This window comes from Cellulomonas algicola (genome assembly GCF_003851725.1).
GTDB lineage: Bacteria > Actinomycetota > Actinomycetes > Actinomycetales > Cellulomonadaceae > Cellulomonas > Cellulomonas algicola.
This window is the reverse complement of sequence record NZ_BHYL01000074.1, coordinates 1-10,543: the sequence shown is the minus strand read 5'-3', so window position 1 is coordinate 10,543 and position 10,543 is coordinate 1. Positions and strand designations below refer to the sequence as shown.

The following is a 10,543-nucleotide window of genomic DNA, read 5'->3' as shown; positions in this document are numbered from 1 at the left end:
GTGCCGCCCCTCCGCGAGCGCCGCGCGCGCCGCCGCCAGCCGCTCCGGTCCGGCGCCCGCGGCACGCACGGCCGCGAGCGCCCGGTCCGGTCCGTCCGGCCGACCCGACCACGCGGTCGCGTCGTTGACCTGCACGCGCGCCCGGTCGCCGCCGCCGTGGACCATCGCACCGAGCCGGCCGTTCCCCACCGGGAACGCCTCGACCCACGTCCGCGCCGGTCCGGCGAACGACAGCAGGGTGCGACGGCCCGTCACGTCAGCCCTTGATCGCGCCGAAGATCACGCCCTTGGTGAAGTGGCGCTGCACGAACGGGTAGACGAGCAGGATCGGCACGATCGCGAGGACCATGACGGCCATCTGGACGGGCAGGCCGCTCACGACACCGGTGGCCGCGTCGACCTGGCCCGTCGTCCCGCCGCCCGGCAGGCTCACGCCCTGCAGGACGTAGGACCGCAGGACCAGCTGCAGGGGCCACTTCGCGTTGTCGTTGATGTAGAGCATCGCGTTGAAGAACGCGTTCCAGTACCCCACGCCGTAGAAGAGCGCGACGACCGCGACCGCCGCCTTCGACATCGGCAGGACGATCCGGCCGAGGACCCGCCAGTCGCCCGCGCCGTCGATGCGGGCGGCGTCGAGGATCGACTGGTCGATGCCCATGAAGAAGCTGCGCAGGATCAGCACGTTGAACGCCGACACGGCCCCCGGCAGGATCAGCGACCAGTAGCTGTTGATGAGCCCCAGGCTGCTGACCAGCAGGTACGTCGGGATGAGTCCCGCGCCGAAGAACATCGTGACCAGGAAGACGAACAGGATCGGCCGGTGCAGGACCGACCCGGGCCGCGACAGCCCGTAGGCCGCGAGGACCGACACGATCGTCGAGATGACGGTGCCGACCGCGGTGATCCCGACGCTCACGAGCGCGGCGCGCGACACCACGCCGCCCGACAGGATCTGCCGGTAGGCGTTGAGGGTGAGCTCGCCCGGCACGGTCACGAGGCCGCCGACGCGCAGCGTCTCCGCCTGCGTCGAGAAGCTCGTGAGGACCACGGTCCACAGCGGGAACAGGACCGCGAGCGCGACGAGCGTGAGCACGAGCCCCTTGAGCGCGAGGCCGACGGGCGTCGGGCGCTCCTCCCACACCGGCCGGTGCTTGGACCCGCGGCGGCGGCGCGGCGCGGGGGTCGGGCGGTCGGGCGTCGTGCCGACCGCCGCGGCGGGCAGCACCGGGGGTGCTGCGGTGATCTCCGGTGACTGTCCGCTCATGCGCGCTTGTACACCCCCGCCTCGCCGAACACGTGGGCGAGCTTGTTGGCGCCCAGCACGAGGACCAGGCTGACGACTCCCTTGACGAGGCCCGCCGCGGCCGCGAAGCTCCAGTCCGCGTACACGACGCCCTGGTAGTAGACGTACGTGTCGATGACCTCGGCGACGTCCACGCCGACGGCGGCGCGCTGCAGGATGAGCTGCTCGAAGCCCACGGTGAGCGAGTCACCGAGGCGCAGGATGAGCAGCAGGATGATGACGGGCCGCATGGCCGGCAGCGTCACGTGCCACATGCGTCGCCAGCGGTTCGCACCGTCGACGGCCGCGGCCTCGTAGTGCTCGGGCGACACGGTCGACAGCGCGGCGAGGAAGATGATGATCCCCCAGCCGGCGTCCTTCCAGACGGACTGCATCGTGATGAGCACGAGGAACGTGTCGGGGTTCGTCATCATGTCGAAGCCCGACAGGCCGTGGTCGCGCAGCGTCTGGTTGACGAGCCCGGCGCCGCCGAAGATCTGCTGGAAGATCGTCACGACCAGCACCCACGAGAAGAAGTGCGGCAGGTAGACGATCGACTGGATCGTGGTCCGCACGCGGGGCGACAGGACGCTGTTGAGCAGCAGCGCGAGCAGGATCGGGATCGGGAAGAAGAACACCAGCTGGAACGCGGTGATGACCAGCGTGTTGCCGACCGCGTCGAGGAACAGCGGGTTCGTGAACACCCGCTCGAAGTTGGCCCAGCCGACGTACGTGGAGTGCAGGAACCCCGTGTAGGGCGAGTACTGCTGCCACGCGATGACGTTGCCCAGCATGGGGACGTACGCGAACACGACCAGCAGCACGACGGCCGGCAGCACCATGATCAGGAGCGAGCGGTCGCGCTTGAGGCGCGTGCGGAGCGGGATCTTCCGGACCGGCGGCCGGGCCGGCGCGGGGGTGTCCCCCGCGCCGGTCACCGGGTCCGGCGCCGGCGCGGACGTGCCGCGCCGACGGGTCAGTGCGTCGAGTGCCATGAGCGCCTCAGGACTGGCTGTCCAGGATGTCCTGGTAGAACGCGCGCAGCTCCTCGCCGCCCGACGACCGCCAGGTCTCGATGGCCGCGTCGAGGTCCGCCATGGACTTGCGACCGCGCGAGATGTCCTTCTCGAGGTCGACGAACGGCTGGCCGATCGACGCGTACTGCGCGGGCTCGACGATCTGCTGCGCGTAGAACAGCGGGTCCTGGGCGTAGCCCGACGCCTTGGCCTTCCACTCCGACGCGGCCTTGACGTACCCGGGGTACTGCACGTGCGTCTCGGACAGCGGCGGGTCGACGAGGAAGATGTACGTCGGCTGCAGCTCGGTCGCGGCGAGGGCCGTCGGGACCGGCAGGCCGTCGGCGCCCTTCGTGTAGTGCACGCCCTCGACGCCGTTGTTGATGACGTCGTACTCGGTCGTGCCGAACGGCGCCGCGATGACGTTGGCCAGCGCGAGCAGCTCCTTGATCCGGGCCTCGTCGTCGGACTTCTTGAGGAACGAGAAGATGTTCGCCGGGTTGCCCTTCCACAGCACGGGCTCCCCGCCGTCGGCCGCGAACGGGTCGAACGGCTGCTGCCAGTACGACGGGTTGGCCGCGAGGTTGTCGCGCATGGCCTCGTGCCAGCCGCCGACGCCGTCCGAGGCGATGAGCGTCTGGCCGCTCTGGAACCGCAGCTTCGCGTCGCCGGTCTGGCCCGCGACCGCGTCGGGGTGCACCGCGCCCGAGGCGAACAGCGCCGCGTTCCACTCGAGCGCCTGGCGGTACTCGTCGGTCTCGACCCGGTGGACGAGCTTGTCGCCCTCGAGCTTCCACTTCGGGACGACGCCGTGGATGATCGCGGCCGTGTTCCACAGGTCGTCGGCACCCCACTGGTTGCCGCCCGTCAGCTCCTTGGCGAGGTCGAGCAGGTCCTGCCCGTTCGTGACGGCCGGCGTGACGCCCATGGCCTCGAGCAGGTCCCGGCGGTAGAACGTCGCGTCGGTGATCGTCTCGCCCGGGAACGGCAGGCCGTAGAGGCGGCCGTTGAAGACGCAGAACTTCCACGCGTCGGACGGGATGTTCGCGAGGTTCGGGTACTCCTCGACGAGGTCGCCCGCGAGGTACGGCGTGAGGTCCTGGAAGACGTTGCCGACGATCTCCGAGCCGAACCGCGGCGGGAGGTTCCACGTCGGGATCGAGACCCAGTCCGGGACGTCCTTGGCCGACGCGAGCACGGCCGCGAGCTTGTCGCCGTAGGTGTTGCCGTCGGCGATCTGGAAGTTGAGGTCCGAGCCCATGAGCTCGTTGACCGCCGCGTAGTACTGGTTGCCCTTGGTCGGCGGGATCGTGCCCCACAGGGGCGTCATCGCCGTGAAGACGAGACCCGTGCCCGGGGCCGTGGGCACGGAGCGCACGAGCTCGGCGGGGATCGTCTCGTATCCCGGCACCGAGCCGGAGACGCTCGGGTAGTCGGGCTCGGCGTACGTGACCGGGATGTACGTCGGGATGACGTCGCCGACCGGTGCCGCGCTGGTCGCCGCGCCGGTGGGGGTTCCGGGGCTGCACGCGCTGAGCAGGGACGGGACGCCGACGACCGCGGCGCCGGCGGCCAGCATCCCCAGGAACGAGCGCCGGTCGACAGCCACGTCGCCGACGCGGCCGAGCTGGAGGGGAGGGGTCATCTTCGTCCTTCACTTCCTCGTGAGGCGGGATCGCGCATCGAAGCGGTTCGATCGCGGGAAATGTACGGCATGAACGAATCGCCGGGCAAGGGTCGGTCCGTGGCGGTGACGGCCTTGCCTGATCCGGCGTCGTGGACCACCATGAACGGCGCGAGTCCGTCGAACTCCGGCGATGGTGACAGCCCACAGGGGCCCGTGACGATCGTCGAAACGGTTCAACCAGCGGCTTCGTCAGGCCGGGCGACGGAGCACCGGCCCGTCGACGCCGCCCGCCCGCTCGACCCGACCCACCGTGAGGACCCCGTGGCCGACGACGCCCCGCCCACCCCGCCGTTCCGCGACCCCGCGCTCCCCCTGGGCGACCGCGCCCGCGACCTGCTGCAGCGCCTCACGCTCGACGAGAGGCTCGCATTCCTGCACCAGCGCGTGCCCGCCGTCCCCCGGCTCGGGCTCGCCGAGTTCCGCACCGGCACCGAGGCCCTGCACGGCGTCGCGTGGCTCGGCACCGCGACGACGTTCCCGCAGCCCGTCGGGCTGGCCGCGACGTGGGACCTCGACCTGCTCACGCAGGTCGGCGAGGTCGTCGGCACCGAGGTCCGCGCCAAGCACGCGGCCGACCCGACCGTGTCGCTCAACGTCTGGGCGCCCGTCGTCAACCCGCTGCGGCACCCGCGCTGGGGCCGCAACGAGGAGGGATTCTCCGAGGACCCGCACCTCACCGCCACCCTCGCGACCGCCTACGCGCGCGGGCTGCGCGGCGACCACCCTGTCTACTGGCGGACGGTCCCGACCCTCAAGCACCTGCTCGCGTACAGCGTGGAGACCGACCGTGCGGTCCTGAGCGCCCAGCTCCCGCCGCGCGCGCTGCACGAGTACGAGCTGCCCGCGTTCCTCGGGCCGCTGCGGGCCGGCGTCGTCGGCGCCGTGATGCCGTCCTACAACCTCGTCAACGGGCGCCCGACGCACGTCTCGAAGGACCTGGTCGACGCGCTGCGGGACGAGCGCGACGGGTTCCTGCTCGTCGTCTCCGACGCCGGTGCGCCGAGCAACCTCGTCACGGGCGAGCGCTACCACGCCGACCACGCGACCGCCGCCGCCGCCGCGCTCCGGGCCGGCGTCGACTCGTTCACCGACCACGACGCGGACTCGTCGATCACGATCGGACGGGTCCGGGCCGCGCTGGACGCCGGGCTGCTCGACGAGGCCGACGTCGACCGCGCCGTGCTGCGCCAGCTCGAGCTCCGGCTCGCGACCGGCGAGCTCGACCCCGACCTCGACCCGTGGGCCGGGATCGGCGCGGACGCGATCGACCTGCCCGCGCACCGCACGCTCGCCCGGCGGGCGGCCGCCGCGGGCGTCGTCGTCCTCGAGAACGACGGTGTGCTGCCGCTGCGCGACGGCGTGCGCGTCGCCGTCGTCGGACCGCACGCCGACCAGGTCTGCACCGACTGGTACTCCGGCACGCCGCCGTACACGGTCACGCTCGCGGACGCCCTGGCCGCGCGGCTCGGCGCGGACCGCGTGACGCTCGTCGACGGCGCCGACCGCGTCGCGCTGCGCTCCGTCACGACCGGCCGGTACGTGCGGCCGGGCGACGACGGCGTCCTCGTCGCCGACGCCCCGCGCGCCGACGAGGACACGCACGTCGACCTCACGTCGTGGGGCGAGGGCCTGCACACGCTGCGGTCGCGGCGCACCGGCCGGCTGTGGACCGGGGCGCGGTGGATCCTGCACGCCGACGCCGACCGCGTCGGCGGGTGGGTCGTCCAGGAGTCGTTCCGCGTGCACGACCACGGCGACGGCACCGTCTCCGTCCAGCACGTCGGGTCGGGACGCTGGGTCGTCGTGCAGCGCGACGGCGGCGTCCTCGTCGCCGACGCCGCCGACCCGCAGCACGCCGAGCGGTTCACCGTCCGCACCGTGCACTCCGGGCACGCGCTCGCCGCAGCCGCGGCCCGCGACGCGGACGTCGTCGTCGTCGCCGTCGGCAACGACCCGCACCTGCTCGGGCGCGAGACCGAGGACCGCCCCCACCTGCGGCTCCCCCACGCGCAGGCCGAGCTCGCGCGCACCGTGCTCGACGCCAACCCGTCGACCGTCCTCACCGTCGTCTCGTCGTACCCCTACGTGCTCGGCGACCTCGGCGACGCCGCCTCCGCCGTCGTCTGGACCGCGCACGCCGGGCAGGAGCTCGGGCACGGGCTCGTCGACGTGCTCACCGGCGACGTCGAGCCCACCGGACGCCTCACGCAGCAGTGGCCCGCCGACGAGGCGCACGTCGGCGACCTGTTCGACCACGACCCGATCGGCGGCGGCCACACGTACTGGTACGCCCCGCACCCGGCGCGCTGGGCCTTCGGGCACGGGCTCACCTACAGCGCCGTCGAGTACCTCGGCCTGACCGTCGACGCCGAGGACGACCTCGACGAGCTGTCCGTCGCCACCGCGCGCGTCATCGTGCAGAACACCGGCGACCGCGTCGCCGAGGAGCTCGTCCAGGTCTACGCCGCCGCACCCGGGCACCGGCTGCCCTACCCGCGACGCAGCCTCGTGAGCTTCGAGCGCGTCCGCCTCGAGCCCGGCGAGACGCGCGAGGTCGCGCTCGCCGTCGCCGTCGCCGGCCTCGCCGTGTGGGACGTCACGAGCGGGTCGTTCGTCGTCGAGCCCGGCGGGTACGAGCTGCACGCCGGGTCGTCGTCCGGTGACCTGCCGCTCGTCGCCGACCTCAAGGTCGCCGGGACGCCCGTCCCGCCGCGCACCCTGCTCGACGGCTGGGTGCGCGCCGTCGACCACGACGAGCGCGCCGACGTCCGGCTGGTCCCCCGCGACCGTGACGCGGGCACCGCCGTCGAGGTCGCCCCCGGCGCCGGCTCCGGGTGGGTGCTGCTGCGCGACGTCGACCTGCACGGCGTCGGCGGGCTCGAGCTCACCGTCGCCCGCTCCGGGCCCGGCGACGCCGCCGTCCACGTCGAGGTGCGCGAAGGACGGCGCTGGGAACGGGTCGCGACCGCGGCCGTCCCCGACGGCACCGACCGGTGGGCCTGGCACACGGTGGGCGCGACGCCGCGCACCACGCTGCCGACCTGGGGCGAGACCGACGTGCGGCTCGTGCTCGACGGCGCCGTCCGGCTCAGCGAGGTACGGGGGACGCGCGCGGGCTGACCGCCCGCTCCCCGGGCGGACGGCGCGGCGTCAGCGGGTGCCCGGTGCCGTCCGACGTCCGTCGGCCGGGTCCGGCCGGTGGCGGGGCGTCACTCGACGCAGAACTCGTTGCCCTCCGGGTCGCGCATCACCGTCAACCCGTCGTCCCGCACCACGACGACCGTCGCCCCGCCGGTCAGGCCACCCAGGCGCCCGCGCGCATGACCCGCACCGGTGCGAGCGCGTCGTCGACGACCACGACGTCGGCCCGCCGGCCCGCGACGAGGGCGCCCAGGTCGCGCCGACCCAGCACGTCGGCGGGCGTCGTCGCCGCCGCGAGCACCGCGTCCTCGAGCGGCACGCCCGCCGCGACGACGTTCCGCACGACGTCGAGCAGGTGGGCGACACCGCCCGCGATCGCGCCGCCGCCCGGCGGCGTCGACCCGTCGGCCTCGACGATCCGTGCGACCCCGTCGGCCACGCGGACGGCCATCGGGCCCAGGCGGTAGTCGCCGTCGGGCATCCCGGCGGCCGCCATCGCGTCGGTCACCAGCGCGACGGACCCCGGACCGACGAGGTCGAGGACCGCGCGCACCGTGTCGTCGGCGAGGTGCGTGCCGTCGGCCACGAGCTCGACGACGAGCTCGCCCCGCGCCGCCGCCGCCAGGCACGCCGCGATCGGCCCCGGGTCGCGGTGGTGCAGCGGGCGCATGCCGTTGAACAGGTGCGTCGCCGTCAGGCGCCCCGACCGCGCCGCCGGCGCCGACGCCAGGAGGTCGAACGCCCGGTCGACGGCCACGTCGACCTGCGCCGCCGACGCGTCCGTGTGGCCGACCGACGGCAGCGCCCCCGCGTCGACGAGCGCCGCGAGCACGTCCGCGCGCGCGTCCGCCGTCCCGCTCCCGTCCGCGACGCCCGGCACCTCCGGCGCGACCGTCATCGTCACGAGATGGCCGCGGGCGGCCGCGGCCACCTCCGCGACGAGCGCCGCGTCGCCCGGCCGCATGTCGTCGGGGTTCTGCGCCCCGCAGCGGTCCGTCGACAGGAACGGTCCCTCGAGGTGGATCCCCACGACGTCGCCCGCGTCGGCGAGGTCGGCCAGGACCGCCGTCCGCGCGAGCAGGACGTCACGCGGCGCCGTCACGAGCGACGCGACCAGGCTCGTCGTGCCGTGCCGCAGGTGCTCGTGCGCAGCCGTGCGCGCCGTCTCGACGTCGGCCGCGTCGGGGAAGCTCGCACCGCCGCCGCCGTGGCAGTGCACGTCCACCAGGCCCGGCAGGAGCGTGCCGACGGCCTCCCCCGGGACGCGCCAGGGAGCCGGGACCCGGTCCGCGGGTCCGACCCACGCGATCGACGCGCCCTCGACGACGACGACGCCGTCGTCCAGCACCCGGGCCGGGGTCACGACCCGTCCGCGCAGGACGAGCGGTGCGGAGCCGGTCGGGCCGGCGGGGTCGTGGGAGGAGTCGACGCTCACGCGAGCATCCTGCCGCACCCTCGTGCCGCCCGTGGCCGGTGCCGCGTCGGCGCCGTCGACGTCATCACCACCACGGGGGAGGCGGGGCGATCCCCGGGCGGTGGGCCAGCTCACCGCGAGCAGCCCGGCGGCGGAGGACCGCGCCCGCCCACCAGCGTCCGCCGCCGGCCCCCGCCGCGCCCAGCGACGCCACGACGGCGCCCACGAGGAGCGCTTCGGGCCACCCACCCGTCACCGGCGGCCGGACCAGCGCCGTGGCCAGCACGGCACCCACCGCGGCGAACGCGACGACGTGCTCGACCTCGCGCGCGCGACGCCGGAGAAGCCACGCGAGTCCGAGGCCCGCCGGCCATCCCACGACCACGACCGGCACGATCGCGAAGAGCCAGACGACCGGCAGGTAGACGAGCAGCATCGCGGCGCCCTCGACGTCGTCGCCCGGTCCGCCCGCGCCGCCCGCGACCGCCCGGAAGCCCCTCACCGCGACCGACACGAGGACGTAGACGAGGCTCAGCGCCGTCGCCACCACCCAGCAGAGCGCGCACAGCAGGGCCACCCGCGCGGGTCCGCGCACCAGCCCGGCGTGCCACGCCGCGCTCCGCGGCGGCTCCGGTGCGGGTGCGGGTGCGGGTGCGGGTGCGGGTGCGGGTGCGCCGGTCGGGTCCACCCCCGTGCCCCTCCGCCGCCGGACCCCACGACGGTGCCGCGCCCGTCACCGGTCGCCCCCGCCTGCGAGGGGTGCGGTGGTGCGCGAGGCCGTCCGCGCGCGGTGCAGACGTCGCGCGGCGCCGGCGAGCGCCCGGGCGTACGCGTGCTGCCCGACGCCGACGACCGGCCACGCCACGCGCGTCCACCACGCGGTCGGCAGGGAGAACGCCTCCACGACGAACCACACGCTCCCGTCGGCGCCCCGCTCGACCGCGAACAGCTCCTCCCCGCGGAACGGGTGTCCCGGCAGGGTGCCGTACGCGAACGCGGTGTGGCACGCGGCCTCGTCGACGGCCACCACGACGCACGGCGCCGTCAGACGCAGCCGCCCGACGCCCGGACGGCTCACGACGCGCACCCCCCGTCGCGCCGGACCGTCGGCCTCGACGCGGACGCCCGCCTCCGCCTGGATCCGCCACGCCAGCAGGTCGTCGCCGAGCGCGGCGGCCTCCTCGGCCGTGGCGTGCGCGGCGACGCGCCACCGCCTGGCCGTGCACCGGTAGCCCGCGGGGCGGTCGCCGCGCAGCGTGGCTCCCACCTCGGCGTACGTGAGGCCGTCGCCGCGACCGACGTCGCCGTGCGGGACACCCGAGCCACGACCGACCTCGCCGTGGCGGCCGCCCGCGTCGCGACCACCTGCGCCATGCCGGAGGTCGGCGTCGCGACCACGTGCCTCGCGCGGGACGCGTGCGTCCGCACGGGCGTCTCGACCGAGACCGCGGTCGTCCGCGGTGCCCGGGTTCGGCGACGAGCGGTGCCCGAGCACGGCGAGCCCGACGAGCGTGCACACGACGAACCCCAGCGCGTTGGCGACGCCGTGCGTCGTGACCATGACGTCGAGCCCCGGGTGCGGCAGCCCGAAGGCCTCGCCCACGGCCCACCACAGCGCCGGCAGCATCGCGAGGACGACGACCGCGGCGCCCACGCGGAGCAGCACCCGTGCGCGCCGCGCCTCGAGGGCCGAGGCGCCCCCCGCGCCCGTCACGCGCGACGACCCGCGCAGCACCGCGGCGGCGGCGCACCACAGCGCGACCGTGAGCACGAGGGCGCCGACGAGCTCCGCGGTGTCCGACACGAAGTAGCCGCCGAGCACGAGCAGCACCCCGAGCGGGACAGCGCCCGCCGCGACGTCGGCCGCGCGGCTCGGTGCGACCCCCGCCACGAGGCCCGTCACGAGGCATGCACCGAACCCGGCGAACAGCATGTGCGGGACGGTGAGCGTCAGGTACGTGCCACCGAAGCCGAGCAGCCCCCACCCCGCGCGTTCCGTGACG

The 10,543-nt window shown here is 74.8% G+C and carries 8 protein-coding genes; 1 reads left to right on the top strand and 7 read right to left on the bottom strand.

All coding sequences use genetic code 11. The features are described 5' to 3' along the window. The 4 genes from CTKZ_RS05865 to CTKZ_RS05850 form a co-directional block, all read right to left on the bottom strand. The coding region (locus tag CTKZ_RS05865) for a glycoside hydrolase N-terminal domain-containing protein (protein WP_200829652.1) at positions 1-255 on the bottom strand (255 nt) is incomplete at its 3' end. Between the two features lies 1 nt (position 256). Next, entirely contained in the window at positions 257-1,264 is a 1,008-nt protein-coding gene (locus tag CTKZ_RS05860; RefSeq protein ID WP_124342074.1) for a carbohydrate ABC transporter permease, read from the bottom strand. Continuing rightward, positions 1,261-2,277 carry an ABC transporter permease gene (locus tag CTKZ_RS05855; RefSeq protein WP_124342073.1) on the bottom strand — a complete coding sequence of 339 codons (1,017 nt, stop codon included), beginning with the start codon at positions 2,275-2,277 and terminating at the stop codon, positions 1,261-1,263. Before CTKZ_RS05855 ends, CTKZ_RS05860 begins: the two co-directional genes overlap by 4 nt. A 7-nt stretch (positions 2,278-2,284) precedes the next feature. Further along, complete coding sequence (locus CTKZ_RS05850; protein WP_124342072.1) at positions 2,285-3,943, bottom strand: twin-arginine translocation signal domain-containing protein; 1,659 nt, start codon at positions 3,941-3,943, stop codon at positions 2,285-2,287. A 303-nt stretch (positions 3,944-4,246) separates the two neighbouring features. Between CTKZ_RS05850 and CTKZ_RS05845 the strand changes: the two genes are divergently transcribed. Next, complete coding sequence (locus CTKZ_RS05845; protein WP_124342071.1) at positions 4,247-7,105, top strand: glycoside hydrolase family 3 protein; 2,859 nt, start codon at positions 4,247-4,249, stop codon at positions 7,103-7,105. A 175-nt stretch (positions 7,106-7,280) separates the two neighbouring features. Here the strand turns inward: CTKZ_RS05845 and CTKZ_RS05840 are convergent, their stop codons facing one another. From CTKZ_RS05840 to CTKZ_RS05830, 3 genes are all read right to left on the bottom strand, one after another. Then, positions 7,281-8,561: an N-acetylglucosamine-6-phosphate deacetylase gene (locus CTKZ_RS05840; RefSeq protein ID WP_200829651.1), complete on the bottom strand. Its 1,281-nt coding sequence runs from the start codon at positions 8,559-8,561 to the stop codon at positions 7,281-7,283. Positions 8,562-8,625: 64 nt separating this feature from the next. Next, entirely contained in the window at positions 8,626-9,228 is a 603-nt protein-coding gene (locus CTKZ_RS05835) for a hypothetical protein (RefSeq protein WP_124342070.1), read from the bottom strand. 45 nt (positions 9,229-9,273) lie between these two features. Beyond that, positions 9,274-10,543 (bottom strand): YndJ family transporter (locus CTKZ_RS05830; protein WP_124342069.1); only part of this gene is annotated, 1,270 nt, incomplete at its 5' end.

Coding starts and splice junctions, on each gene's coding strand:
- CTKZ_RS05850 (WP_124342072.1), bottom strand. CDS start 3,943: ATGACCCCTCCCCTCCAGCTCGGCCGCGTCGGCGACGTGGCTGTCGAC.
- CTKZ_RS05855 (WP_124342073.1), bottom strand. CDS start 2,277: ATGGCACTCGACGCACTGACCCGTCGGCGCGGCACGTCCGCGCCGGCG.
- CTKZ_RS05860 (WP_124342074.1), bottom strand. CDS start 1,264: ATGAGCGGACAGTCACCGGAGATCACCGCAGCACCCCCGGTGCTGCCC.